Source organism: Flavobacterium undicola (assembly GCF_009909155.2).
In the GTDB taxonomy this organism is placed as follows: Bacteria; Bacteroidota; Bacteroidia; order Flavobacteriales; family Flavobacteriaceae; genus Flavobacterium; species Flavobacterium undicola.
Genome location: NZ_JAAAPM020000017.1, coordinates 56053 through 81187 on the forward strand (window position 1 = coordinate 56053; position 25135 = coordinate 81187).

Here is a 25135-nt window from a genome sequence, read left to right on the forward strand (position 1 = left end):
AATGGACAATAATCAACAAGTAAAGAATCAATTCAATTACGGCTATTTATGTTTTTCAATGGTATTCGTTTTTTGGTTGATTAGCATTTTCGAAATATGTGCTAAAATCTATACTGGAATTGAAATATCGAATACTGCAATTGCATTATTTTACAAATTAATTAATGATTTTTGGACGGTTCTCCTAATTAGTCTTTTAGTTCTGCCACTTTATTTAGTTTTGCATTACAGCAAAATAAAATGGAAAGACACTCCCATAAAGATTCTTTTCACACTAATTATCATTGGTCAATTTGCACTGACTAAATACCATTTAACAACACTAGTTAATCTAGGAGCTGATTTTTTAGGGTATTCGCCTGATGACATGTACACAACTGTTACAGCATCAGAAACATTTTCTATTTTATATTTTGTGCCTTTTATTGCATTTCCGTTATTATACTGGGGAATTAATAAATTCATTTCAAGTAAAATAATTGAAAAAAAACTGTTTGTAATTACCGGAATAGCTGCTGTTATTTGTCTTCTAATAAAATTTTTAATTCCCGAAGTAGCAGATACGCTGTATCAAAATAAACTTGCCTATTTCACAAACGATATCATCCGATTTCAAAATGAAAAAAAGCAATTCAATGTAGCAGATTTAAAGTATAAAAAAGAATATCCTTTATTAAAACCTTTCTCAGCCACTCCTGATGTTCTGGCTCCTTTTTTCGAAATTAAAGAAGAGAAACCAAACATCGTAATAATTATTGTAGAAGGTTTAGGTGATGAGTTTATTGGCAAAAATGAATATCGTGGCTTTACACCATTTTTAGATTCTTTAATCCCAAAGTCATTGTATTGGGAAAATTTTGTTAGTAATGCGGGACGAACTTTTGGTGCCTTGCCTTCTATTTTAGGTTCATTGCCTTACGGCGAAAAAGGTTTTCTGGAAATGAAACCCTTACCAGCTCACAGCTCACTTATTAGTATTTTAAAATCGAATGGCTACAACACTACTTTTTATTGTGGTGACGAATCCAGTTTTGACCACCGCATCAATTTCTTAGAATACAACAATATTGATGACGTTATAGACATCAATAAATTTGGCCCAAGCTATAAAAAAACAAAAGCAAACTCTGGAGGTTTTAGTTGGGGTTATCCTGATGCCGAAATTTTCAAAAAGACGCTTACTGAAATTGACACTAAAAAAGGCCCACGCTTAGATGTAGTGATGACATTGACCAATCACGAACCTTTTGAATTTCCGGAGAAGCCAGAGTATCTAAAAAAGGTGGACCAAATTATCAATACAAACAAAACACTCGACCTTTCTAAATCGGAAGTTGAAACCTACAAAAACATCTACGCCAGTTTGTTGTACACCGATCATTCGATTCAAAAATTCATGGAATCTTATGCAAAAAGACCGGATTACAAGAATACAATTTTTGTAATAACAGGAGACCACCGTTTGATTCCAATTGCTCAAAAAGACAAATTATGTCGTTTTCACGTGCCATTGTACATCTACAGCCCGATGCTAAAAAAAGCACAGACTTTTAAATCGGTTTCTTCTCATTGGGACATTACTCCAAGTTTACTTTCGTTTTTAATGAATAATTACAAAATGAATAAACTGGAAAAAACAGCCTGGATGAGTTCTGGATTAGACACTGTTAAGCGTTTTAGAAATATTCATACTATTCCTATTATGCAAAACAAAGGTGTTATCAATGAGTTTATTTATAAAGACTATTTGTATTCAAACGGAGAATTATTTAAGATTGATCAAAACTTTCAAACCACAAAAATTAGCGATAGTGACATCTTAAAAACAATTGAAGACAGTTTACAAGAAACTAAAAAACTGAATGCTTATTTGACTCAAAAGAATAAGATTATTCCAAAATCCTTGTTGATTTACAGCAAAGCTGCTTTCGATTTTTCAAAAGAAGAACTGGCATATATCAAGAAGGAAACCAAAAAATTAACCACTGATCAAATCTTCTTTAAAGCCAGAGATTTGGCTTTTAACAATCAAAGAAAAGAAGCGCGTGTATTATGCAATTACATCTTAAATGAGTTGCCTAATTATGCCGATGTAAGAACGCTAAAAGGAAGAACGCTGGCCTGGGACAAAGATTATAAAAATGCTGAAAAAGAATTACTGGAAGTAATAAAAAGAACGCCATTTTATTATGACAGTTACCTTGCTTTAATGGACGTCTATTGGTGGACTAACCAAGATAAAAAAGGAATTGCAATTGCTCAAAAAGCCTTAAAAAATGACGTTAAAAATCCAGAGTTAGGAATTAAATTAGCCAAAGCATACCAAAGAACAAATCATTTAGCTATGGCCAATAAAGCTATTGATAGTATGTTGAAACAAGATCCTAACAACAGTGAATACATCAAAATCAAAAAAGAATTAAAACAATGATAAGTAAACCAATTATCAAATTAACAATACTGTTTACGCTTACTTGCTTTTTCCAAATGCAAGCACAAGTTACACCATACAATGGAAATCCGGATACTTCATTTGAAACAGCTCGCCAACTGGCTTTCAATCAGCAAAGAAAACAGGCACAAGACACCTTAGTAAAGGTCTTAAAAAAATATCCTGACTACCATGAGATCCGTACTTTCTTAGCGTCTACTTATTCCTGGGATGGTGATTATAAAAAAGCTCGAAAAGAGTATGCTTATGTAATTGAAAAAGCACCTCAAAACAAAGAAAATTGGGTTGCAGCTATTAAAAATGAATCTTGGAGTGATGCACATTATGATGCTTTAGAAATGGCTAAAACGGCGTTGAAGATTTTTCCTAACGATACCGAAATTACTCTGCTAAAAGCCAGCGCACTAAAAAACATTGATAAACCAATAGAAGCGCAAAGCACCATTAAAGAACTTGTTGCCAAAAACCCAGATAATAAAGAAGCCAAAGAATTTCTAAATGATTTAAACAGTACAGTACGAACAAATAACATTGGAGTAAGAGCAGCTGTAGATCTATATTCTAAGGTATTTGATCCTATGCAATACTACACTTTGAGTTATAGTAAACAAACAAAATACGGAAGCATTATAGGGAAATTTAATTTCAGTCGAAGATTTAATGAAAATGGAACTCAGGTAGAAATCGATATGTATCCTAAAATTACAAAAGGGTTATACGCTTATGTAAATGTAGGATTTGCTAATACTTTTCTATTTCCTGATTTAAGATATGGTGCTGAATTGTACAAATCATTACCACATAGTTTAGAAATTTCGGCAGGTTTTAGAACTTTAAAATACAGCACTACAACTAATATTTACACAGGTTCCATTGGTTGGTACACTGGAAACAGCTACTGGTCTTTACGCCCATATTTCACTCCTGGTGACGGAGGAACCAGTACTTCGGCAGCATTAAATTATAGAAAATACCGCCAAAACGCCGATAATTACATCAGTTTTGTATACAGCATGGGGATTTCTCCCGAAGTCAACCAATTTAAATTTGATGCCAATGACGCAGCCATTATCAATTTAAAAACACAACGTTTCAATGTTGGCTACTTTTTCTCAACTAACAAAGACAAAAATGCCTGGGGAGCACAATTTGATGTAGCACATCAGGAAATAAGTTTTGATCCCGGAAATTATTTTTGGATTTATTCACTTAGTGTTTCCTGGAATTTAAAATTTAAATAATTAAGAATAAAGATTACACACTGATTATAGATAATTATTTCACAAAGATTCACAAAGAAGACTCAAAGCATCGCTAAGTTATTTAATCAACTTTATGGATAAATTTAACTCTAAAAAAAGCTTCGTGAAACTCTGTGTTTTTTTCTTTGTGAATCTTTGTGAAACAGTATTAAAAGCTCGTTGCAAAAAAGAATAAAGCGGTTATTTTCAAAAAGACTATCTTTGCACAAAATATACGTTTTATGGCTACTTTCGAGCAATTCAATCTTCCTAAATCATTACAAAAAGCAATCGATGAATTAGGGCTTACAACCCCTACTCCTATTCAGGAGAAATCTTTCTCTGTAATTATGTCTGGAAGAGATATGATGGGAATTGCACAAACAGGTACGGGTAAAACCTTTGCCTACTTATTACCAATACTAAAACAATACAAATTTAGTGTTACGCATACACCCAAAATTGTCGTTTTAGTTCCTACCCGAGAACTTGTGGTTCAGGTTGTAGAAGAAATAGAAAAGCTAACCCAGTTTATGTCTATTCGAACTATCGGAATTTTTGGAGGTGTGAATATCAATACACAAAAAAAATCGGTTTATGAAGGTTCTGACATTCTTGTGGGAACTCCCGGTAGAACCATGGATTTAACGCTGGATAATGTCGTTCGTTTTGAAGATATGCAAAAGCTGGTAATTGACGAATTTGACGAAATGTTGAATTTAGGTTTCCGAACTCAACTTACAGCCTTATTAGCGATGATGCCTAAAAAACGTCAAAACATTTTATTTTCGGCTACAATGACAGATGAAGTCGATGCTATTTTGAACGATTATTTCGATTACCCTGAAGAAGTAACACTTTCAGCATCAGGAACTCCATTAGAAAAAATCAAGCAAATTACTTATAACGTTCCTAATTTCAATACCAAAGTCAATTTACTGAAACATTTATTAGCAACCAACGAAGACATGAGTCGTGTTTTGATATTTGTTAACAATAAAAAGATTGCCGATTTACTTCATGAGAATATTGAGGAGAATTTTGAAGGGCAATTTGGTGTAATTCACTCTAATAAATCTCAGAATTACCGTTTGAATACGATGGCTTCTTTTCAAGAAGGAGAACTTCGCGGATTAATCACATCAGATATTATGGCCAGAGGATTGGACATTTCGAATATTACTCACGTAGTCAATTTTGAAATGCCCGAAGAACCTGAATTGTACATGCACCGTATTGGTCGTACCGGTCGTGCCGATGCAACAGGAACAGCAATAAGTTTTATTACGCCACGAGAAGAAGAATTGAAAGTGGAAGTGGAAGTATTGATGAATATGGAATTAGACATCGAAGATTTCCCTGAAGAAGTTGAAGTTTCTGTAAAATTAATCGGGCCTGAAAAAGACAGACAACCCATTAAGATTTTAATGAAAAAACCTAAATTAACAGGAGATGGGGCTTTTCAAGAAAAAAGCAAAAAGAACAAAAAAGTCAATTTGGGTGGACCTGGTGTAACCAAGAAAAAAACGCATGGCTCTGTTAATAGAAATATGCTAAAAAAACAAGCTGCTAAAAAGAAGAAGAAAAAATAAAATTACAAAGCCTAAAGATGAAAGAAATTCATTTTTAGGCTTTTTTATTAAAATCGAAGTACAAATAATTTAGCTTTTTGCAAAAACCAAACAAACGGGTGAACACAAATAAATTCTTTTGCCTGTATCTTCGAGAGCGCCCGTATTTTTATTTATTTTAAAAATCATTACATCATTCGAATATTGATGAGCAACTAAAAGGAAATTTCCTGAAGGATCAATTGCAAAATTTCGTGGCCCCTGCCCCAATGTACTCGTTTGTCCTAATGATTCTAACTTACCATTTTTTTTAATTTTGAAAATCGAAATTGTATTCGCTTCTCCTCTATTGGAAGCATATAAAAATTTCCCGTCAGGTGAAATATGAATATCGGCTGAACTAAAAGTTCCCTTGAAGTCTTTTGCCAAAATAGTAGTTTCGTCTATTTTTTTCAATTTCCCATTCGAATAATTAAACGTCGTCAAACTGCCATCTAATTCTTGTAATAAATAAACCAGCTTTCCATCATTACTGAACGTTAAATGTCTGGGTCCACTACCCGATTTCACAGCAATACTGTCCGAAATCTTTAAAAATTCATTCGTTGAATTCGAATCATAATGATAAGAATAGACCTTATCGTTTCCTAAATCATTTACCAATATAAACTTTTTATCCGGTGAAAAATAAACCATATGAACATGGGGTTTCTCTTGTCTTTGTACATTTATTCCTTTACCAAAATGTTGAATTACTTGCTTAGCAGCAGTAATACTTCCATCTTGATTCTTCGCAAAAACAGCAATATTTCCGCCAGAATAATTAGCAACAATAACATTTTTTTCGTCATTAATAATGTAACAAGGATCAGCACCTTTAGAATCCTGCTGATTAATTAGGTTTATTGCACCACTTTTTGCATCAAATTTAAAAGAACTTACTGTACTATTATAGCCATTCTCATTAACAGCATATACAAATTGATTATCATTAGAAACCGTCAAATAACTCGGACTAACAACCGTTGAAGAGGCATTTTTAAAACTAAATTCAGCAGTATTTACATCAAAATCATAGACATAAATACCTTTACTCTCACAGCTATTAGTATAAGTTCCTATTAGTAAATTCAATTTGTTTTCCTGAGCAAATGCTGTCGTTATAGCAAAAACAAGAAGTAAAGTATTGTATGTTTTTTTCATGTTGTTTTTTATAGTAAGTAAAACTACAATTATATTTTCTATTTCTTGAAGGTAAACAATCTAAAAAAAGAACATTTGACTAAGTAATATCTTATAAAAAATAATTACATTCGTTTACTTTATTTAGCAAAATAAAATCTATAACCTATTAATCAAACCAAAAACAAATTTTATTATGAAAAAAAACATTCCATTTTTATTACTATTTTTTATTTGTTCGGTACTACAAACTAATGCTCAAACAAACATCAAAAATAAAGCTAACATACTGGAAGGCATTTGGTTATTTAAATCTCAAAAAACTTCAGATAAACCAGAAATGGGATTTGTTCCAATGAATACCGGAATTCTTAAAATTATTTCATCAGATGGTAAATTCACAAATTTCACACCTAATCCTTACAAAATAATTATAGGAACTGATGGACTATGTCATGTAAAATCTGATAGTATTTATGTAGAATCAGTACAACATTCTGTTATTCCTAGTCTAATAGGAAAAGACAATAGGTTAATTTATAAACTACATGATAATTTTCTTTATCTTAAATTCTTCTTAGAAAAAAATGCTATAAATCAAGATGTAAATATCTGGATTGAAGAAATTTGGGAAAAAGCTCAAATGCCCAATCAAATAACCACTGAGACAATAAAATGATTTAAAAGATTGATTTATGGAATTTCATATTTAAAAAATCTCAGAAGCTAAAAGCAAAGTGCATAGTTTTAACTATTTTTGGATATTAAATAAAACCCAAAACAAGAATGCAATTCAAACATCCTGAAATTTTATACTTTCTGTTCTTATTGATTGTACCTGTTTTGGTTCATTTGTTTCAATTTCGTCGTTTTAAAAAAGAATATTTCACCAATGTTCAATTTTTAAAATCGATTTCCATCCAAACCAGAAAAAGTTCCCAACTCAAAAAATGGTTGCTGCTTTGCTGCCGTTTATTGCTACTTACTTTTGTTATTTTGGCTTTCGCCCAACCTTTTTTTGAAGCCAAAGACAACAATAACCGTTCGAATGAAATGTATATTATTCTGGACAATTCTTTTAGTATGCAGGCCAAAGGGAAAAAAGGCGAATTACTGAAAAGAGCCGTGCAGGAATTACTGGAAGAAACTCCTGAAAACACTAACTTTTCATTACTTACCAATACCGAAAGCTATTGGAATACCGATATCAAATCGATTAGAAGTACATTGCAAAATTTAAAATACAGTGCCATTCCGTTTGAATTAGATCATTTGTTAGCCAAAATAAATGCGCATCCTACAAATGCAAAAAAGGACATTATCATTATTACTGATGCCATAGGAATTGACCAAAAGCAACTCAAAAGCATTTCTAAAAACGATGTCAGTTATTTTATAATTCCAAAATCGGAACAAAAAAACAATGTAGCTGTTGACAGTGTTTTCATTAATGAAACTACTAGTGACTTCTATGATATCAATGTGGCATTATCGAGTTATGGCGATGCTATCAAGCCAGTTTCTGTGGCAATTTACAATCAAAACAAATTGATTGCTAAAACGGTTTCTAATTTAGAAAGCCCGAAAAAATCATTACACTTTAGTATTCCAAAGCAAGCATTCCATGGTTATGTTTCCATTAGCGATAATGGCTTGACTTATGACAACACCTTTTATTTTAGTATTTCGAAAGTCAAAAAAACCAATATCATCAGCATTGGCGAAGCATCAAAAAGTAACTTTCTACAACGCATTTACACCAATGACGAATTCAATTACAGCAATTCAGAATTGGCTGTATTAAACTATAACAATATTGAAAAACAAGATGTTGTTGTCTTGAATGAATTAGACGAAATTCCGCAGGCTTTACAAATTACCTTAAAAGCATTTGTTCAAAAAGGCGGCAATCTTATTGTAATTCCATCGGCAAAAAGTTCAATTACAACACTAAATTCGTTTTTGGGGAATTTTGGACGCATCCAATTCAAAAATTACGAAAATGTAGAAAAACTAATTACCAAAATAAATTTCAATCACCCTTTATTTTCAGGTGTCTTTGAAAATAAAATTACTAATTTCCAATATCCTTCTACCAAAGCTTCGTTTGCCTTTTCAAGTTCTAGTCCGGCAGCCTTATTTTATGATAATCAAAGTACTTTTCTAACTGCTTTGCAATCCAGTATTTCAGCTGTTTGTGTTTTTTCGGCACCAATAAATACCGAAAATTCTAACTTCCAACAATCGCCATTAATTGTTCCTACCTTTTACAAAATGGCGCTGTACAACCAAAAAAATGGTATTAACGCACTTACTATTGGAAATCAAAATCCATTTATAGTGGATGCCTCACTATCAAAAGACGCTATTTTAGAAGTTAAAAATTCGAGCGAACAATTTATTCCGATACAACAAATCATGAATACTAAAGTCAAAATGACTTTTAATGATTTGCCTTTAGAAGCTGGCAATTTTGAAATTTACAATCAAAAACAATGGGTAGAAAACATTAGTTTTAATTACAACAGAAGCGAAAGCAATCTAAACTCATTGGACAACAACTCCCTATCCCAATACAACACCTCCGAAGCTATTGAAAGTGTTTTTCACAGCCTACAAACCGACCGAATGGATAATCAACTTTGGAAATGGTTTGTTATCTTTGCACTGCTCTTTCTTCTATGCGAAATGGCTATTATAAAATTCCTGAAATAAAAACATTCTATTTATATGAAACTAATTATCCGAAGCGCCAAAATTATCGACCCTCAAAGTTCTTTTCACAATCAAACGGTAGATATTTTAATTGTAGATGGATTAATTGAAAAAATTGGAGCTTCTTTACCCAATCCAGACCAGGCAGAAGAACTAAAACTAGATAATCTTCATGTATCTCAAGGTTGGTTTGACAGCAGCGTTTCTCTAGGGGAACCTGGTTTTGAAGACAGAGAAACCATCGCAAACGGATTACTGGTTGCTGCAAAAAGTGGTTTCACCGGAATTGGTTTACAACCCAATTCTTTTCCTATAATTGACAATCAATCCCAAATTAATTTTGTAAAAACCAAAGCTATTGGTCACGCAACAACACTTTTCCCTATTGGTGCCTTAACTAAGAATGCCGAAGGAAAAGACATGGCTGAATTGTTTGATATGAAACAAGCCGGAGCGATTGCCTTTGGTGATTATAATAAAAGTTTTGAAAATGCCAATTTGCTGAAAATTGCTTTACAATATACTCAAGACTTTAACGGATTAGTGATTGCTTATTCTCAGGATTCTAACATAAAAGGACAAGGTGTTGTTAACGAAGGAGTAGTTTCTACCCGCTTAGGACTGAAAGGAATTCCTAATCTTGCCGAAGAATTACAAGTAGCCCGAAATTTATTTTTACTCGAATATACCGATGGAAAATTACATATCCCAACAGTTTCTACAGCTAAATCAGTAGCATTAATCAAAGAAGCTAAAGCCAAAGGATTGAATGTAAGCTGTAGTGTAACGGTTCATCATCTAACAATGACCGACGAAAAATTAGACAGTTTTGATACCCGCTATAAAGTGACTCCGCCTCTAAGAACAGAAGAAGACAGACAAGCATTATTAGCCGGAATTCTGGACAACACTATCGACATGATTACAACTGACCATAATCCAATGGACATTGAACATAAAAAAATGGAATTTGATATGGCAAAAAACGGAACTATTGGTTTAGAAAGTGCTTTTGGCGCTTTAATGAACGTATTGCCTTTAGAAAAAGTAATCGAAAAATTAACTAGCGGAAAAACGGTATTTGGTATCGAAAATTTACCACTAAATGAAGGAGCTATAGCCAACCTCAGTTTATTCAATCCTGAAGGAGTAAGCACTTTTACAAAAGCTGCTATTTTATCGAAATCTAAAAACTCAGCTTTTTTAGGAATGGAAACAAAAGGAAAAGCATACGGAATTGTAAATCAAGGTCAATTAATAGTAGCATAAAACATGAACAATACAATCGAAGAAGGAAAAACAGCCGCAATAACCAGTTATATTTTAGGAATTGGAGTTTTTATTGCGATGTCCATGAATGCCGAAGACAAAAATTCTTACGCCTCTTTTCATATCCGCCAAGGCTTAGGAATCACCCTAACTTTTATTTCGCTGGGTTTAATCATCAGTAATTTTGACAGTATGATGATATCAATTCCTATGTGGATTTTCGTTTCAGTACTTTGGTCGTATGGTATTTTTAGTGCTATAAAAGGCGAAACAAAACCTATGCCCCTTGTTGGAAATTTATATCAAAAATGGTTTAAAAGCATCTCTTAAAATTCCAAAAAATAAATTCCAAATTTCAACCTCAGTCCTAAGTAGAATCAAATTCCAAAACTGAACACTAAAAAACTGAACACCGAACACTTATTATGAATCTATCCCTAGAATACCTCATCAGAGAACCCAAAATAAAATTAGACAAAAACCCTTTATTACTATTATTACACGGTTACGGAAGCAATGAAGCTGATTTATTTTCGTTTGCCTCCGAATTACCAGAAGAATATTATGTTATTTCTGCTCGTGCTCCTTATGACTTACAATACGGAAGTTATGCCTGGTATGCTATTAATTTTGATGCCAATGAAAACAAATTTTCTGACCATGAACAGGCTAAATTATCAAGAGATTTAATCGCTCAATTTATTGAAGAATTAGTTACCAATTATCCTATTGACAAAAATGCTATTTCTTTATTAGGCTTCAGCCAAGGTGCGATTTTAAGTTATAGCATTGCACTTTCGCATCCTGAAAAAATTCAAAAAGTCATTGCATTGAGTGGTTATATTAGCGAACCTATATTTGAAGAAAATTACAAAAACAATAATTTTTCAAATTTGCAAGTATTTGCTGCTCACGGAACAGTAGATCAGGTAATCCCGGTAGAATGGGCACGAAAAGCAAAACCTTTTTTGGCTAATTTAGGAATAGAATCAGTTTATAAAGAATACCCTATTGGTCACGGAGTTTCGCCTCAGCTTTTCAATGATTTCAAAAATTGGTTAATACAGCAAAATTAATTTTACCTTAAATTAATTACACAAAAAATCCCGTCTCGTTTTAAAATGAGACGGGATTTTTTATTCCAACAAACACTGCTTTTAGTGGCAGTTTTTATCTAAATGTTTTTTAATTCTACTTGCATTAGTGGTGTTTCCGCTACAATCAGGAATAGATGCAAAAGGAGTAACAACTCCATTAACTGTTATTTCACTTCTGGTAAGATAGCTATCTCCATCATCATCAATATCTATATAATTAGGGATTCCATCTCCATCAAAATCATCAGGATTAGCAACACCTGTTGCAAATGTTCTCATATAATTATCGCCATTAAGATCTTCAAGGTAAGAAGGAATTCCGTCATTATCTAAATCAGATCTTTTAATAGCGTATAGTTTAAAGCTAAATACCAAAGGCGCATAACTTGGTATCGAACCACTTCCTGAACTATAATACCCTAATCCTGATGGCAAAAACATTACCCCTGCACCAAAATTATTATAAGTAACTGTTCCATCAGCATTTAAAACAGGCGCATCTCCTGTTCTAAACTCAGGAAAAACTTCACTCCATCCCATGATAGTTTCATATAAATTCAAAAAAGTTTGAGGGTATTTTACTTCTTCAAATTGTGTTGATGTTAAAGTTGTAACTTCACTAACAGTAGTTTTATATAAATACTGCCCTCTGTATGAAGACAAAACACCATCAACATTACACGGTTTTTCCCCTGTTCCTTCTCTTAAAACTAAATAATAAATTCCGTAATCAATTTCGTGTAACCTAAGAGTCTTTTTAATCAACTTTGGAAAAGTACTACTATTCAAATAAGACATTATAGAAGGTTGACTTCCTCCTGTTGGAATTTTAGTAAACACCACGTCCTGATCTTCTGGTTGCCCAGGTGCATTAGTAACATTTATATAATACGAATTTAAATATTCTTCAATTGTGGTATTATCTGTAGTAAATTGTTCTTGAAAATCTCTGAGAGGTTCGGCTTCAATAGAATTATCATCTTTCGAACATGAAAATAAAGAGAGGCATGTAATTATTAAAATAAAATAATACTTAAATTTGTTCATTATAGCTGAATTTTAAGTGCGCAAGATACAATATTGATTTATTTTTGTAAACTATTTAACTCTGATTTTAGAAATTTTATGCGAATAGATAAATATTTATGGTGTGTCCGATATTACAAAACCCGAAATATGGTGACGGAAGCCTGTAAAAAAAATCATATCACCGTAAACGGTATGGTTGCTAAGCCATCCAAGGAAGTTTTTCCTACAGACAAAATTACTTTTAGAAAAGACCAAATCACTCAAATCATCACCGTCTTAGACATTCCAGAGAATCGTGTAGGTGCTAAATTAGTTGACATCTATCGAAGAAACGATACTCCTGCTGAAGTGTACCAACATTTGGAATTATTAAAACTATCCAAAGAACACTATCGCAAAAACGGAACAGGAAGACCAACTAAAAAAGACCGTAGGGATATTGATGAATTTGGAAATGAAATCCATCATGATGATAAAGATGATTTAAATTCCAATCCCGAAGTTTCGGGATAAAAATCAAAATTCCAAAAGACTAAAAATCAAACCTCAATACTAAAATTTTAAATTCCCTTTCGAATTTGGAATTTGGGATTTCAACATAGAAACTTCGCACCCTAAATTTGTACATTAGTAAAAAAAAAATCATGAGCAAAAATATCATTCTAACAAACCAAGAAATTAAACACAAGACAAAACGTATTGCTTACCAAATCTATGAAACCTTCATAGACGAAGAAGAAGTTGTACTTGCTGGAATTGCTAGTAACGGTTATGTATTTGCCGAAAAAATTGCTCAAGAATTAAAAACTATCTCTGGTTTAAAGGTCTTATTATGTGAGGTACACATAGACAAACAAAACCCAAATTTAGCCATACAAACTTCCATTCCTTCCGAAGAATATGCTAACAAGGGCTTAATTCTTATCGATGATGTATTGAATTCAGGCACAACCTTAATTTATGCAGTAAGACATTTTTTAGATGTGCCCTTAAAAAAATTCAAAACAGCGGTCTTAGTCGATCGCAATCATAAAAAATATCCTGTAAAAGCTGATTTTAAAGGAATCTCTCTTTCTACTTCTTTATTAGAACATGTTCGAGTAGAATTTGACCAAGACAATAATAGCTATGCCTGGCTAAGCTAAAATCAACAGAATATCCTCTACAGTCTCTTCTATCGTTTTTTGATCTACAGTAACGACATGTTGCGCTTGATTGTAATAATAACTTCTTTCAAAAAGATGAGTAGCAATAAACTCTTTCATCTCGACATCAGTCTTGTTCGCGATAAGGGGTCTATTGCTCTTATTTAACGACAATCTATCAGCCAAGGTCTCAATAGACGCTTTTAAGTAAATAGACAAGACATCTTCTCTTTTTAATAATTCATGATTATTAGCATAACAAGGTGTTCCTCCACCCAAACCAATTATAATAGGCTCGGTAAAATTCAATAATTCTACAAAACATTCGTGTTCTAATTTCCTAAAATGGATTTCTCCTTTTTCAGCGAATATCATTTTGATGGTCATTTTTACCTTTTTTTCGATAAATTCGTCCAAATCAACAAAAGGAATTTCAAGCTTTTTTGACAATTCTTTGGCAATAGTTGACTTTCCACAACCCATATAACCTAACAGTATAATTTTCTTCATAGAATAAAACCCTATAAACTAAGGTGTTAAAATTTATTATTAAAAAAAGACAAATTTATAATAAAATAGCTTGGAAATAATAAAAAAAACGCCTTATATTTGCACCCGCAATCAGGGAACGATGCAAGACTCGATAGCTCAGTTGGTAGAGCACATCACTTTTAATGATGGGGTCCTGGGTTCGAGCCCCAGTCGGGTCACAAATTAAGTGATTCACTTGAAAAACGTTCTCTGATGCATTCGACTCGATAGCTCAGTTGGTAGAGCACATCACTTTTAATGATGGGGTCCTGGGTTCGAGCCCCAGTCGGGTCACAAAAGGTTAAGTAAATATTTTACTTAACCTTTTTTACTTTTAGGCCACGTGGAGAAACGGTAGACTTGCCATCTTGAGGGGGTGGTGCTCGTAAGGGCGTGTGGGTTCAAATCCCACCGTGGTCACTTTAAAAGCTCATAAAGATTTTAGCCGACATTTAGTTAATAATTCATCATTATCAACTAAATGTCGGCTAATTTATTTTAAAAACTTTTTCTAAATAGACTCAAATTTAAGACTTAAACTCTTTAAAAATGTTTCCCAAAAAAACCACAATAGAATGCTTTAATTCCCTTTCTATTACCAAATTGTTAATTTCAATATTTAAAAATATTTTCTTACTTATTTTAACTAGTTTTACACTTTATAAAACACCTATAACATACTATAAGTTTAAAACACAAAGTACACCTTAATGAAAAAAATTAGTTTAATTTTAATTTCAGTCTTTATTATTTCATGTAATTCAGATACAGAGGAAAAAGTTACAGAAACATCAACTCCCTTATTTATTAGTACAACAACAAATGACAATACCGTCACAGTTGATCAAAATTTTACAGTTAATATTATAGGCTCTGAGAACTTAAAGGGACTTGGTTTATCTGCTGACAACTTCACAACTTCTTCTTTTGTATACCCGGGAAGCGGTTTTGGCAATTCTACCATTTTAAACTATAGATTTGTAGATATAGGTGAAAAAACACTTTATTTTCAAGGCGTTAAAGACGACAACACAAAAAGCGATATAAAATCAATTACTTTTAATGTAATCAAAGGAAATTGTGCAAAAATAGTTAGCTTAAAAATAACATCTTTCTATAGAATGAATACTTCTTGGGACCCTGAATACAGTAATTCCGATCCAAATCGTTTAGCTGATGTTTGTTTCAGCATCACTAAACTTAACTTTACTAGTCCATTTGAAAATAAATTAAATCAGAAACTTTGGTATAAATCTGAAGTAAAGGAAAACCAAGGTAATTTGACTTGGGACTTATCAAAATTAAATTTATATCTTAATCCAAACAATACATTCAATTTTGGCTTAGCAGATATTGATAATTACCCTGTCGCTCAAGATTTAACAATGAGTCCTCCTGAAATACAATTTTCCTTAGCTTCATATATACAAACAAAACCAAACTCTATCACACTAAGTTATCCACAAAATAATTTAGAATTCATTCTCGAATTAGAATGGCCTAATTAAATTGTTTTTTAACTATTTGTGCAATTATTATATGAACAGCATAAATAATTAAACACTTTATATTACACTTAACATATATCAAAGTCAATTCTAAAAATAAAATAATTGCATTACAACATAAAAAAAGGTCTTTAATTCAGTGATTAAAGACCTTTTATATTTTGAAACAACAACTACTCTTGTTTTTTAGCTGCTTTTTCAGCCTTAATTTTTTTAGTATAATCAGCGTACATCTGACGCCAGTTGCGACCATGAGTATTCAAATATTGTTCGGCTTGGGTTTTATAAATTTCAAAAATAGCCGATATCTCTTTCATACTTTTAAAATCTACTGCTTGTTCCCGTGCTTTTTCTAATAATTTCTGAATCTCAGTAGTTTCGGCAGCCGTCATTTCGGGAACAATCGCTTGATAGCCCTTCATCGTAAAAGCTACTTTTCCAATGGTATATTTATCCAAAATTAAAGCGACTTGTTCTTCGCTTAAATCTTTCCTTAATCCACTCATTAAATCTTGATGCACAGTTGAAGGAATAGCCGAATCGGCAATAATTTGTCTATGAAGATCCGAAATTGGTTTTCCATCTAAAGGATTGATTCCAGCCGGTACTATTGAAACAGAATGACTATTATGCCAATCTTTTATTGAAGACAGATGCGTTGCAACCACTTGAACTAATCTGTTTTCTTTTGAACTATCATTTAATGTTAAAGAGCTAATCCACTCATTGGCTTTTGCTACATCATCAGAAGCAGCAGCAGTTTGTGCATGAACTGCTGCGTTTAAAGCCAAGAATCCAATAAGCAATAATACTTTAATGTTTTTTGTTTTCATAAAATTCAATCTTAGGTTTAGCTACCAATCTTTTGATAGCAATAGTAATTAGGTATTAAAATACGATTTAAATGTAATTTCCGTTTATAATCAAAAAACAAGCCATTAATACATTCGTTTCAAATTTATTATAATTAAAATTCACCAATTAGTAATCAAAACAATTTTCAATTGCTTATTTTTATCAACCCCATAAATAATTCAATTTAAACAAATCTACTTATGAAAAAACTACTCTTATTTACTTTTCTTTTATTATCTGCATTTGGTTGGAGTCAAACTGCCGAAGACTATTTTGACCAAGCAATGAAAAAATCAAATGCAGGAAATAGCCAAGCAGCTATACTAGACTACGGAAAAGCCATAAAAATGAAACCTGCTTTTGGAGAAGCTTACTTAAACAGAGGTTTGGAAAAGATCAAACAAAATGATTTAACCGGAGCATTGGTAGATGCCAATAAAGCCTTAGAAATACATGACGACAATACCTATGCTTATGTCACAAGAGCAAACATTTATTACAAACTTAAAGATTACAAAGCCGCTCTAAAAGACTGCGATATAGCCATAAAAAACAATACACGTGATAATATAACTTATAATTTAAGAGGACTAACTTATATTCACCTAAACGATAAAAAAAGTGCTTGTGCAGATTTTTCCAAAGCGTTAGAACTTGGAAGCCAAAGTGCTGCTAAAAACTTGAAAACATTTTGCAAATAAAAGATTAGAAAACATTTTAGAAACTAAAAAAGCTGCTTCAAAATTTGAAACAGCTTTTTTTTATGTTTTAACAAACCTACTTTTGAGTTAGTTTCTTAAGTTCCGTTCCGCCAGGAATTTGCATTTTATCCGTTAAAATAGAAATATCGTTTAAACTAAAAACTCCGGTTAACGACATTAAAACCGAACGATTAATACCATTAGCATCATCATCAATAAACATCAAAAACTCTTTCAGCTGATTGTTTCCGGTGCGTTTTACGTCTATCGTCACTTGCTTTCCTTGAACATTTACTTTTTTCAATTCTTCTAAATCAGCTAATTTAATATAGCTATCAGCTACATCTTTCATATTCTTAGCAGCTGTTCTGTTAGTCGTTGAAAAAACTTTTAAATCATCTAAATTTTGAATTAATTTCAAATACTGCTGCGTTTCTTTATCAGAAGGATCTACTTTTACTTTACTCATTAATTCAAACATTTTTTTGTTTACGATTACCGAAACAATTTCTTCCCGACCATCAAATTGGTCAAAAACCTTTTGTCCGTAAAATGGAACCGAAGCAAATGCAAGTACCAATGTGATTAGTATCTTTTTCATTTTCATATTTTTATATTAAAACTATACTCTTATATTTATAATTATACTTACCATTTCTATGCCAATTTTTTTTAACCGTTGTTTTACCCCTATAACGACAAAATTGTATGGTTTATGCAGAAAGAGAAAAATTATTCATTCCAAAAAATCGATAATAAAACTAAAGATAGTATTTTTACGTTAATAGCTATAATTGTTTCTAAAATATGAAAAGTCCCTATCAATACTTACTACTTCTATTATTCCCACTTTTGTTCTTGCAAAGTTGTCAAGACCAGGATGATACGCTGCCCGAACCAACCAGCCTTGATGTTCAAAAATTTATATGGAGAGGACTAAACCAAATGTACTTATGGCAAGAAGATGTTCCTGATTTAGCCGACAAACGATTTGCCTCAAACGCCGAATATGAAAACTTTTTAGAAAGCTATTCTTCCCCAGAAGATTTATTTGAGAATTTACTCAACCGACCTCCTAGTTTATATGATACAAATGTTGTCGATAAATTCAGCTGGATTGTTAGTGATTACCTCACATTGGAACAACAATTAGGAGGAACAACCAAAAATAACGGCGTTGAATTTGGCTTAAGTCTTGTTTCTTCTGGAAGTGACCAAGTTATTGGTTATGTGCGTTATATTATTCCAAACTCAGACGCAGCAACAAAAGATATTAAACGTGGCGAAGTATTTTATGCAGTGAATGGAACTCCTTTAAATCTATCTAATTATTCGAATTTATTATTTAGTGCTGATGAAAACTACACTTTAAATTTTGCCAACCTTACTTATGATACTAATAACAATCCTGTAATCACTCCTAATGGTAAAAATCTGGCTTTAACCAAAACAAGTTTAGCTGAAAATCCTATTTTTATTAAAAAAGTCATCAATAGTGGGGCACACAAAATTGGTTATCTAATGTACAATGGTTTTTACCCAAGTTATGATTCGCAACTCAATGATGCCTTTGCTTATTTTAAATCCGAAGGGATAACCGATTTAGTTTTAGATTTAAGATACAATGGCGGAGGCTCTGTACTTACGGCAACCCGATTAGCCAGTATGATTTCTGGACAATTTAACGGACAAGTTTTTAGCGAATTGGCTTATAATAACAGAAAATCCTACCTCAACCAAAAGTACCTTTTCACAAGTACTATCGATGGCACAAGTCTTAGCAGTTTAAATCTCACCACTGTTTATGTTTTAACTACAAAAAGTACAGCTTCAGCAAGTGAACTCATCATTAATGGTCTCGATCCTTATATCAATGTGGTTCAAATAGGCGATGCAACCTATGGAAAAAACGTCGCTTCGGTTACACTTTACGACTCTCCTACTCTTACTAAAACCAATAGAAATCCATCCCATCGCTATGCTATGCAACCTATAGTTGCTCATTCGGTAAATGCTGTAGGCTTTGGTGATTATTTGGATGGCTTAATTCCTGATTATAAATTATCTGAAAGGATAAAAACATTAGGTGTCCTTGGAGATCCCAGCGAACCTTTATTAAGTACAGCAATTGGAAAAATTACTGGAACTGCTAAATTTATAGTACCCGAAAAACCAACAACTGATTTTGAATACCTCAACGATTCTAAAACACTAAGAGGACAAAATCAAATGTATTTTGAATAACACAAAAAAGGCTTTCATCACTGAAAGCCTTTTTGCTACCCTAAAATTCAATATTATAAATTGATATTCAAACCTAATTTGAAGTTTCTACCTTTAGCATAATATCCTGCAGCTTCTACAAAATCTTTATTTAAGATATTAGTAGCATTTGCAAAAACAGTCATTTTATTTTTTATTAGTTCATATTTAGCTGTTGCATTAAGCAATTGATAAGAACCTAGAGCAACTGGGACGCTAGTAAAAATTACTCCGTCATAATAAACATCACCTCTTTTATCAACATATTGATAGCTTACATTGAAAAAAGTTCTAGCTGTTGGCTGGTATTCAACAGCAGCATTCGCTTTATGTTTTGGAATTAATCTACTCAAAGCTTCCTCAACTTGAGTAAAAGTATAATTTCCGCTCAACTTTAATTTATCTGACAAAGTATAAGAAAGCATGGTTTCAACACCTTTTGCATTATACTTTCCTTCGATATTATCATAACTACTAGATACAAATCCAATAGAATTTTGTTCTTGTCTATAGAAAGCAACCGAATTTAAATTTATTTTTTTATCCAATAAAGCCAATTCAAAACCTGCTTCTATTGTACTATTTTTTTCAGGTGTTAAATCTAATTTTCCATAAGGGGAGTACAATTGAAACAAACTAGGCGTTATGTAAGCAGTACTATATGAAGTCACTAATTTCAAAGGAATTTCAGAAAATGAATACGATGGATTAATATTAAAAACAAAATTGCTTCCGTATTTACTATGAATATTCAATCGTGCTCCTGTGTTGATATTCAATCCAAAATCTGAATTGTAAACTACTGTTGCGTATGGATCAATAATACTAAACTTAGCCAATTCATTTTGAATATCTCCAAAAGGTGTCAAATTAACCATTTCAAAAAACTGAAATTGACCTCCAGTAACCATAAATAATTCTGGAATTATCTTGTATTTATTAAACAAATCGGCATTTATATTTCTCGCTTGATACAAAGATTTATCTACACTGTTTGTCCAGGAAGAAAAAATCTCATAATTACGATCAATTTTACTTGCTGCAGCATTTAAGACCAATTCTCCTTTATTGTATTTGAATTTTGGAGAAAATCCCAATCTGTACTGTACTGAAAGAAGATTATTTCTTGTCTCATCAGTAAAAGCACTATCATCAAACTGACTTCTCATTCTATCGTAACTAGCAAAGAAATCCAATGATAATTTTTTATTTGGCGTAAAACCAAACTTTACAATCGAATTCACTCTGGAAAAACCATCATCCTCAAAAGTTTCAGTATCCAAAGCTGGTTTGGCTTCTGAAATCCCTGTAGTTTCAGTACTATTCAAAGAGGCAAAATAATTGAACTTCTCCGATTTTCCATTAAATGAAAACCCTTGATTAAAATCCTGAGCAGAATAATCTTTGTCTTTAGCATCAGTTTGTGTGCCTACGTTCATATAAACGTTTCCCGAAATAGCATTCTTTGCAGCTTTTTTCAAAGTAATATTGATCACTCCAGTTGCTGCTCCTGAACCGTAAAGCGTACTGGCAGCACCTTTCATTACCTCTATACTTTCTACTTGTTGAACTGAAAGTAAACGCAAATCATAAGACAAACTAATTCCTGAAGCATCAGTAACAGGAACACCATCAATCAAAATCAAAACCTGATGCCCTCGCCCACCTCTGATAAAAACCCCTAAATCTTTTCCGTTTCGACTCTGATTTCCATTAATTTCAACACCTGCCACGGTACTCAAAACTTCAGCTACTGATTGTCCTGGTCTTTTTTTCAAATCATCAGCCGTAATTTTCACAATCACCTTTCCTGATTTCTCTTTAGGCAATGCAAATTTAGAATCTGTAACAACCACTTCCTTCAACTCGTTGGTTACAGGAAGTACAACTCCTTTTTTTTGCGCAAAAGCACAAGCACTTATTAACACGAATAACGCACTAATACGAACGTTTTTTTTGTTCATTTTAAAAACATTTAATAACAGTTTTTCTGTTACATAACTAATAAATGGGAGAAAAGCATAGAATAACCCATACCCAAACCTTTTTTCCCGAAAGTTTGATACTCGATGTATTAGGCAGGTCTCCTGGCTTGCGTCTTGTTGTTGACCTTCCCATTTGAAGTTAGAGGCTGGAAGAAAGAAATGAGAAGTATTTACTTCTAACCTCTAACTTCTACTTTCTCACTTCGAAACAGTGGTTTTGTAGATAACAACAAGCTTGATAGCTTACAGTTGCGGGTACAGCTCAAGATTTTTGATTAGTGATTGCAGATTTTAGATTGCAGATATAAATCTGTAATCTAAATTCGTTAATCATCATTCATCAATCACTTGATTCCCTTTTAATGCTATTTTTCGAATAAAAAAACAGCAACCTCAATACAATGGCAAAGATAAAACTTAATTCAGCTAAAAAAATCAACTTTATACAGATATTTGATTCAGCATCTATAAAAACCTAATAACCAACAAAATAAATAATTTTAATTCAATTTATAATTCTATTTTTAGAACAGCTCCAAAATCTACTTTATTTGTAAAAGCATCTTTCAACGGCAAATTTGAATTGGTACACAAAATACTTCTGATTACTCCGGCATGGGTAACAATTACTATTTTTTTCGAATTATTTTCTGAAAGTAGTGTCTCCAAAAAATCAGTTACACGATGATGTAAAGCAACGAAAGATTCGCCATTAGGAACGGCTACATTTACAAAATCGGTCATCCAAGGTATAGAATCGGCTTCGGGAATAGCGTCCCAATTTTTCATTTCCCAATCGCCAAAATTCATTTCCATCAAACGAGGATCGGTACTAATTGATGATGACAAATAATTTGCCAAAAGCGTACAACGGGATAACGGACTCGAAAAAACAACAGCTTCAGTTGGTATTTGACTTTTTATCGATTCAAATTGTTCCAGATAAGGTTCTTTCAAAGTCACATCGGTTTGTCCGTAACAAATGCCTTTTTCGCAAACCGTTTCGGTATGTCGAACTAAATAAACTTCCATAAAGCAAAACTTGACAGATAAAAAACTACTTCACATACTTGCTGTGTTGCACCAAGACAATCCCCGGTATAGCCGCCTATCCATTTTTGGAAATAACGAGCCAGAAAAAATCGGAATAAGAAAACGGAGATAAAAGTGAACAGTATTTGCCAGCAAAAAACAGCCAATACTAAAAGCGGTAACAATCCAAAAAAGAAAGCGCCAAATACTTCTTTCCAAGTATAATTTTGAGCAATAGGCTTGCTTTTGCTGGTTGCATCTTCTCTTGAATATTCGTGGGTAAAAACAATAGATATTGCAGCTAATCGGCTTAAAGAATGAGCGGTTATAAAAAGAAGTAAAATTCCAATATTTACATTATAAATTCCGAAACCAAAATCTGGTATTTGAGTAGTATTAGTTAATTGAACCAAACTCTGAAACTTTAATAAAAAAAGCAATACTAAACCAATCGCTCCATAAGCTCCAATGGCACTGTCTTTCATAATTAGAAGAATCTTTTCTTTAGTCCATCCGCCTCCAAAACCATCACAAACATCGGCAAAACCATCTTCATGAAAAGCTCCGGTAACCAGAATACTGGCAATCATCGAAAGTATAACAGCTATTTCATTTGAAAAAACCAAAGCTGAGAAATAAAAAACGACAAAACTGATTCCGCCTACAATCCAACCAATTAGCGGAAAATAGCGCGAAGCTTTGTTTAAGTAATCTGGATGATGATTGATATTTTTAGGGCAAGGAATTCGGGTATAAAATAGTAATGCTGTAAAAAATATATGGAGTTCTTTTTTCATTTTTTTTATAAATATTTTTAATCTACTTCTAACTTCCCACCTCTAACTTCTATTTCTCACTCACCCCGGCACTTTCAAAACTAGCCATATCGTTTAAAAAAGCCACAGCCGATTCTATTATTGGAAACACCAGCGCACAACCCGTTCCTTCGCCCAAGCGTAAATCTAATTGTAAAACAGCCGAAACTCCAAGATAATCCAATAGCTTTTTATGTGCTTTTTCAGCCGATTGATGACTGAAAATAGCGTTATTAATTATCGCAGGATTTTTTTTGAAAGCAATCAAAAAAGCCACACTGCAAATAAAACCATCCACTAGAAAAATCATATTCTGTTGGTATGCCTCAAGCATCCCACCCGCCATTTGCAAAATTTCAAAGCCTCCAAAATATACCAAATAACTCTCTAAATCCTTCTCTCCATGATAATTTTCAATCGCTTTTCTTAAAATATCAATCTTAAATTGCAACTTTTCATCATTAACTCCTGTCCCTCTGCCTACGCAATCTTCGATAGAAAAATTACAAAGTACACTCATTAAAACCGAGGCTGTAGCAGTATTGCCAATACCCATTTCGCCAAAACCAATACAATTACTTCCTTGCTTAGCAATAGTTGCTACAATTTCGCTTCCTTTTGTAAAACACAATTCCATTTGGGTTTTGCTCATAGCAGGACTACTTAAAAACGAATGTGTTCCTTTATCAATCTTAGCCGAAATCAAGCTTGTATTAGATGGAAAATCGTAATTCACACCCGCATCAACCACCGAAAGTGCTATCTTATTTTGTTTGCAAAACACATTTATTGCCGCTCCACCTTCCAGAAAATTAGTTAGCATTTGGCGTGTTACATCCTGCGGATAAGCACTCACTCCGTGCTGTGCAATACCATGATCGGCAGCAAAAACTACAATATGAGGTTGATTTATTTTAGGCTCCAATGTTTGAAAAACGGTTGCTATTTGTTTCGCTATTTTTTCAAGAACTCCTAACGAACCTATGGGTTTTGTCTTTTGGTCTATTTTGTGCTGTAAACTTTTTAGAAAAAAATCAGTCGCATCGGGATGGATAGTATTTGTTTCAATTTGTTTTTCTGCTGCTGAATGCAATTCGGTAATTTCTGAAACAAAAGGCACTTCTGATTTTTGTTTCCAATTCAGTTGTTGCAACATCGGTTGGTTGTCGTAATTTGTTGCAGGTTTGCCTACGCAAAAATACCCCAGCGGTTCTACATGCTCCGGTAAACCTAATATTTTCTTGAATTGGTAATAATTCAAAATCGAAACCCAGCCCATAGAATAGCCTTGTTCGGTGAGCGAAAGCCAAATATTTTGAGCTGCACAAACTGCGCTGAACTTAATCGCTTCGTTGCTTCCCACTGTACCGATAGTAAAATGATTCAGTACAGAACGGTCGTAACAAATAACTAATCCCAATGGTGCTTCTTCAATTGCCTCGAGCTTTAAGTTTTTATATTGTACTTTTTGCAATTCGTCATCCGTACAAGCTGCAGCTTTCTTATCATATTCCAAAAACAAATCCTTAACTGCTTTTTTAATTTCAGCCGATTTAATAAGATAATATCGAGTTGCTTCGGTCAAACCAACAGAAGGCGCCCAATGTCCAGCCTGCAGTGCTTTTTCAATTACGGCATCAGGAACAGCATCATTGGTAAAATGACGGGTATCTCGGCGTGATTTAATTATTTCGTCTAAATTGGTCATGTTTTTTTTATTAAAAGTCTATTCAATGGCAAAAATC

At 32.8% G+C, this 25135-nt stretch carries 22 protein-coding genes, 3 tRNA genes and 1 riboswitch; of the genes, 16 read left to right on the top strand and 9 right to left on the bottom strand.

The annotated features are described in order from the left end of the window. Position 1 precedes the first annotated feature (1 nt). From GTZ96_RS11200 to GTZ96_RS11210, 3 genes are all read left to right on the top strand, one after another. Positions 2 to 2431, top strand: a complete 2430-nt coding sequence (locus GTZ96_RS11200; RefSeq protein ID WP_161644026.1) for an LTA synthase family protein — start codon at positions 2 to 4, stop codon at positions 2429 to 2431. After that, entirely contained in the window at positions 2428 to 3693 is a 1266-nt protein-coding gene (locus GTZ96_RS11205; RefSeq protein ID WP_161644027.1) for a YaiO family outer membrane beta-barrel protein, read from the top strand. Before GTZ96_RS11200 ends, GTZ96_RS11205 begins: the two co-directional genes overlap by 4 nt. A 242-nt stretch (positions 3694 to 3935) precedes the next feature. Further along, the gene (locus GTZ96_RS11210; protein WP_161644028.1) at positions 3936 to 5285 is read left to right on the top strand and encodes a DEAD/DEAH box helicase; all 1350 of its coding nucleotides are present in this window, start codon (positions 3936 to 3938) and stop codon (positions 5283 to 5285) included. Between the two features lie 69 nt (positions 5286 to 5354). On the opposite strand, the gene GTZ96_RS11215 is transcribed toward GTZ96_RS11210, so the two are convergent. Further along, positions 5355 to 6467, bottom strand: a complete 1113-nt coding sequence (locus GTZ96_RS11215; RefSeq protein ID WP_161644029.1) for a lactonase family protein — start codon at positions 6465 to 6467, stop codon at positions 5355 to 5357. Between the two features lie 175 nt (positions 6468 to 6642). On the opposite strand from GTZ96_RS11215, the gene GTZ96_RS11220 reads away from it, so the two are divergent. The 5 genes from GTZ96_RS11220 to GTZ96_RS11240 all read left to right on the top strand — a co-directional run bounded on the left by GTZ96_RS11220 (position 6643) and on the right by GTZ96_RS11240 (position 11506). Further along, positions 6643 to 7125, top strand: coding sequence for a DUF4488 domain-containing protein (locus GTZ96_RS11220; protein WP_161644030.1), 483 nt, complete (start codon positions 6643 to 6645; stop codon positions 7123 to 7125). Between the two features lie 107 nt (positions 7126 to 7232). Continuing rightward, entirely contained in the window at positions 7233 to 9161 is a 1929-nt protein-coding gene (locus GTZ96_RS11225) for a vWA domain-containing protein (protein WP_161644031.1), read from the top strand. A 15-nt stretch (positions 9162 to 9176) separates the two neighbouring features. Beyond that, a complete protein-coding gene (locus GTZ96_RS11230; RefSeq protein ID WP_161644032.1) occupies positions 9177 to 10430 on the top strand; it encodes a dihydroorotase in 1254 nt (417 codons plus the stop codon). A 3-nt stretch (positions 10431 to 10433) separates the two neighbouring features. Beyond that, positions 10434 to 10760: a hypothetical protein gene (locus tag GTZ96_RS11235; RefSeq protein ID WP_161644033.1), complete on the top strand. Its 327-nt coding sequence runs from the start codon at positions 10434 to 10436 to the stop codon at positions 10758 to 10760. A gap of 95 nt (positions 10761 to 10855) precedes the next feature. After that, entirely contained in the window at positions 10856 to 11506 is a 651-nt protein-coding gene (locus GTZ96_RS11240; protein ID WP_161644034.1) for an alpha/beta hydrolase, read from the top strand. A gap of 81 nt (positions 11507 to 11587) precedes the next feature. Here the strand turns inward: GTZ96_RS11240 and GTZ96_RS11245 are convergent, their stop codons facing one another. Further along, positions 11588 to 12574 (bottom strand): FKBP-type peptidyl-prolyl cis-trans isomerase, encoded by a 987-nt coding sequence (locus tag GTZ96_RS11245; RefSeq protein ID WP_161644035.1) that lies wholly within the window; start codon positions 12572 to 12574, stop codon positions 11588 to 11590. A 78-nt stretch (positions 12575 to 12652) separates the two neighbouring features. Here GTZ96_RS11245 and GTZ96_RS11250 point away from each other — a divergent pair, with 78 nt between their 5' ends. Continuing rightward, positions 12653 to 13069 (top strand): RNA-binding S4 domain-containing protein, encoded by a 417-nt coding sequence (locus tag GTZ96_RS11250; protein ID WP_161644036.1) that lies wholly within the window; start codon positions 12653 to 12655, stop codon positions 13067 to 13069. A gap of 131 nt (positions 13070 to 13200) precedes the next feature. Beyond that, the gene (locus GTZ96_RS11255) at positions 13201 to 13701 is read left to right on the top strand and encodes a phosphoribosyltransferase family protein (RefSeq protein WP_161644037.1); all 501 of its coding nucleotides are present in this window, start codon (positions 13201 to 13203) and stop codon (positions 13699 to 13701) included. Here the strand turns inward: GTZ96_RS11255 and GTZ96_RS11260 are convergent. Next, entirely contained in the window at positions 13693 to 14211 is a 519-nt protein-coding gene (locus tag GTZ96_RS11260) for a shikimate kinase (RefSeq protein ID WP_161644038.1), read from the bottom strand. The genes GTZ96_RS11255 and GTZ96_RS11260 overlap by 9 nt on opposite strands. Before the next feature lie 127 nt (positions 14212 to 14338). Between GTZ96_RS11260 and GTZ96_RS11265 the strand changes: the two genes are divergently transcribed. From GTZ96_RS11265 to GTZ96_RS11280, 4 genes are all read left to right on the top strand, one after another. Further along, positions 14339 to 14411 (top strand) — tRNA-Lys (locus GTZ96_RS11265). Positions 14412 to 14453: 42 nt separating this feature from the next. Beyond that, a tRNA-Lys gene (locus GTZ96_RS11270) sits at positions 14454 to 14526 on the top strand. A 43-nt stretch (positions 14527 to 14569) separates the two neighbouring features. Then, positions 14570 to 14652 (top strand) — tRNA-Leu (locus GTZ96_RS11275). A gap of 290 nt (positions 14653 to 14942) precedes the next feature. Then, the gene (locus tag GTZ96_RS11280; RefSeq protein ID WP_161644039.1) at positions 14943 to 15740 is read left to right on the top strand and encodes a hypothetical protein; all 798 of its coding nucleotides are present in this window, start codon (positions 14943 to 14945) and stop codon (positions 15738 to 15740) included. Positions 15741 to 15913: 173 nt separating this feature from the next. Here the strand turns inward: GTZ96_RS11280 and GTZ96_RS11285 are convergent, their stop codons facing one another. Next, entirely contained in the window at positions 15914 to 16573 is a 660-nt protein-coding gene (locus tag GTZ96_RS11285; protein ID WP_161644040.1) for a DUF3826 domain-containing protein, read from the bottom strand. 222 nt (positions 16574 to 16795) lie between these two features. Between GTZ96_RS11285 and GTZ96_RS11290 the strand changes: the two genes are divergently transcribed. Then, complete coding sequence (locus tag GTZ96_RS11290) at positions 16796 to 17296, top strand: tetratricopeptide repeat protein (RefSeq protein WP_161644041.1); 501 nt, start codon at positions 16796 to 16798, stop codon at positions 17294 to 17296. 76 nt (positions 17297 to 17372) lie between these two features. On the opposite strand, the gene GTZ96_RS11295 is transcribed toward GTZ96_RS11290, so the two are convergent. Further along, positions 17373 to 17897, bottom strand: a complete 525-nt coding sequence (locus tag GTZ96_RS11295; protein ID WP_161644042.1) for a DUF4252 domain-containing protein — start codon at positions 17895 to 17897, stop codon at positions 17373 to 17375. A 206-nt stretch (positions 17898 to 18103) separates the two neighbouring features. Here GTZ96_RS11295 and GTZ96_RS11300 point away from each other — a divergent pair, with 206 nt between their 5' ends. Continuing rightward, a complete protein-coding gene (locus GTZ96_RS11300) occupies positions 18104 to 19540 on the top strand; it encodes a S41 family peptidase (protein ID WP_161644043.1) in 1437 nt (478 codons plus the stop codon). A 53-nt stretch (positions 19541 to 19593) separates the two neighbouring features. Here the strand turns inward: GTZ96_RS11300 and GTZ96_RS11305 are convergent, their stop codons facing one another. The 4 genes from GTZ96_RS11305 to cobT form a co-directional block, all read right to left on the bottom strand. Next, a complete protein-coding gene (locus GTZ96_RS11305; protein ID WP_207720179.1) occupies positions 19594 to 21522 on the bottom strand; it encodes a TonB-dependent receptor plug domain-containing protein in 1929 nt (642 codons plus the stop codon). Positions 21523 to 21618: 96 nt separating this feature from the next. After that, positions 21619 to 21955: riboswitch (cobalamin riboswitch) on the bottom strand. A 98-nt stretch (positions 21956 to 22053) separates the two neighbouring features. Beyond that, positions 22054 to 22575 carry an alpha-ribazole phosphatase gene (gene cobC, locus GTZ96_RS11310; RefSeq protein WP_161644044.1) on the bottom strand — a complete coding sequence of 174 codons (522 nt, stop codon included), beginning with the start codon at positions 22573 to 22575 and terminating at the stop codon, positions 22054 to 22056. Further along, on the bottom strand, positions 22560 to 23372 hold the full coding sequence (locus tag GTZ96_RS11315; RefSeq protein ID WP_161644045.1) for an adenosylcobinamide-GDP ribazoletransferase: 813 nt from the start codon (positions 23370 to 23372) through the stop codon (positions 22560 to 22562). The genes cobC and GTZ96_RS11315 overlap by 16 nt, the downstream gene beginning before the upstream one ends. A 49-nt stretch (positions 23373 to 23421) precedes the next feature. Then, positions 23422 to 25098 carry a nicotinate-nucleotide--dimethylbenzimidazole phosphoribosyltransferase gene (gene cobT / locus GTZ96_RS11320; protein ID WP_161644046.1) on the bottom strand — a complete coding sequence of 559 codons (1677 nt, stop codon included), beginning with the start codon at positions 25096 to 25098 and terminating at the stop codon, positions 23422 to 23424. Positions 25099 to 25135: the final 37 nt, after the last annotated feature.

Coding starts and splice junctions, on each gene's coding strand:
- GTZ96_RS11200 (WP_161644026.1), top strand. CDS start 2: ATGGACAATAATCAACAAGTAAAGAATCAATTCAATTACGGCTATTTA.
- GTZ96_RS11205 (WP_161644027.1), top strand. CDS start 2,428: ATGATAAGTAAACCAATTATCAAATTAACAATACTGTTTACGCTTACT.
- GTZ96_RS11210 (WP_161644028.1), top strand. CDS start 3,936: ATGGCTACTTTCGAGCAATTCAATCTTCCTAAATCATTACAAAAAGCA.
- GTZ96_RS11215 (WP_161644029.1), bottom strand. CDS start 6,467: ATGAAAAAAACATACAATACTTTACTTCTTGTTTTTGCTATAACGACA.
- GTZ96_RS11220 (WP_161644030.1), top strand. CDS start 6,643: ATGAAAAAAAACATTCCATTTTTATTACTATTTTTTATTTGTTCGGTA.
- GTZ96_RS11225 (WP_161644031.1), top strand. CDS start 7,233: ATGCAATTCAAACATCCTGAAATTTTATACTTTCTGTTCTTATTGATT.
- GTZ96_RS11230 (WP_161644032.1), top strand. CDS start 9,177: ATGAAACTAATTATCCGAAGCGCCAAAATTATCGACCCTCAAAGTTCT.
- GTZ96_RS11235 (WP_161644033.1), top strand. CDS start 10,434: ATGAACAATACAATCGAAGAAGGAAAAACAGCCGCAATAACCAGTTAT.
- GTZ96_RS11240 (WP_161644034.1), top strand. CDS start 10,856: ATGAATCTATCCCTAGAATACCTCATCAGAGAACCCAAAATAAAATTA.
- GTZ96_RS11245 (WP_161644035.1), bottom strand. CDS start 12,574: ATGAACAAATTTAAGTATTATTTTATTTTAATAATTACATGCCTCTCT.
- GTZ96_RS11250 (WP_161644036.1), top strand. CDS start 12,653: ATGCGAATAGATAAATATTTATGGTGTGTCCGATATTACAAAACCCGA.
- GTZ96_RS11255 (WP_161644037.1), top strand. CDS start 13,201: ATGAGCAAAAATATCATTCTAACAAACCAAGAAATTAAACACAAGACA.
- GTZ96_RS11260 (WP_161644038.1), bottom strand. CDS start 14,211: ATGAAGAAAATTATACTGTTAGGTTATATGGGTTGTGGAAAGTCAACT.
- GTZ96_RS11280 (WP_161644039.1), top strand. CDS start 14,943: ATGAAAAAAATTAGTTTAATTTTAATTTCAGTCTTTATTATTTCATGT.
- GTZ96_RS11285 (WP_161644040.1), bottom strand. CDS start 16,573: ATGAAAACAAAAAACATTAAAGTATTATTGCTTATTGGATTCTTGGCT.
- GTZ96_RS11290 (WP_161644041.1), top strand. CDS start 16,796: ATGAAAAAACTACTCTTATTTACTTTTCTTTTATTATCTGCATTTGGT.
- GTZ96_RS11295 (WP_161644042.1), bottom strand. CDS start 17,897: ATGAAAAAGATACTAATCACATTGGTACTTGCATTTGCTTCGGTTCCA.
- GTZ96_RS11300 (WP_161644043.1), top strand. CDS start 18,104: ATGAAAAGTCCCTATCAATACTTACTACTTCTATTATTCCCACTTTTG.
- GTZ96_RS11305 (WP_207720179.1), bottom strand. CDS start 21,522: ATGAACAAAAAAAACGTTCGTATTAGTGCGTTATTCGTGTTAATAAGT.
- cobC (WP_161644044.1), bottom strand. CDS start 22,575: ATGGAAGTTTATTTAGTTCGACATACCGAAACGGTTTGCGAAAAAGGC.
- GTZ96_RS11315 (WP_161644045.1), bottom strand. CDS start 23,372: ATGAAAAAAGAACTCCATATATTTTTTACAGCATTACTATTTTATACC.
- cobT (WP_161644046.1), bottom strand. CDS start 25,098: ATGACCAATTTAGACGAAATAATTAAATCACGCCGAGATACCCGTCAT.